A 575-nucleotide genomic window follows, 5' to 3' on the forward strand; every position below is an offset into this window, starting at 1 on the left:
CTCAAACTACGCCCTAATTGGAGCCCTACGAGCCGTCGCTCAAACAATTTCATACGAAGTTACCCTCACTATCATCCTGCTATCAGTCTTACTAACAAACGGCTCATTTAACCTCAGTATACTTATTACAACACAAGAACATCTCTGACTCCTCCTACCATCATGACCTTTAGCCATAATATGATTCACCTCCACACTAGCAGAGACAAACCGAACCCCCTTCGACCTCATAGAAGGCGAGTCAGAACTAGTATCAGGCTTTAACATTGAATATGCCGCAGGCCCATTCGCCCTATTCTTTATAGCCGAATATATAAACATTATTATAATGAACGCCCTAACAACTACAATCTTTCTAAGCACATTCTACCCCACCCACTCACCAGAATTATTCACAACATGCTTTACCACCAAAACACTCCTCCTAACCTCTCTATTCCTATGAACTCGAGCAACATACCCCCGATTCCGCTACGACCAGCTCATACATCTACTATGAAAAAACTTCCTTCCACTCACACTAGCATTTCTCATATGAAACATCCTAACACTCATTGCAATCGCCAGCATTCCCC

1 pseudogene is annotated in these 575 nt (G+C 43.0%); it reads left to right on the forward strand.

What is annotated here, in order from left to right:
* A pseudogene (locus ACFIL8_RS12440) lies at positions 1–445 on the forward strand (NADH-quinone oxidoreductase subunit H); the annotation flags it as partial.
* Positions 446–575: the final 130 nt, after the last annotated feature.

The sequence above is a fragment of the Bartonella sp. AP57NXGY genome, from assembly GCF_042195805.1.
Classification (GTDB): domain Bacteria; phylum Pseudomonadota; class Alphaproteobacteria; order Rhizobiales; family Rhizobiaceae; genus Bartonella.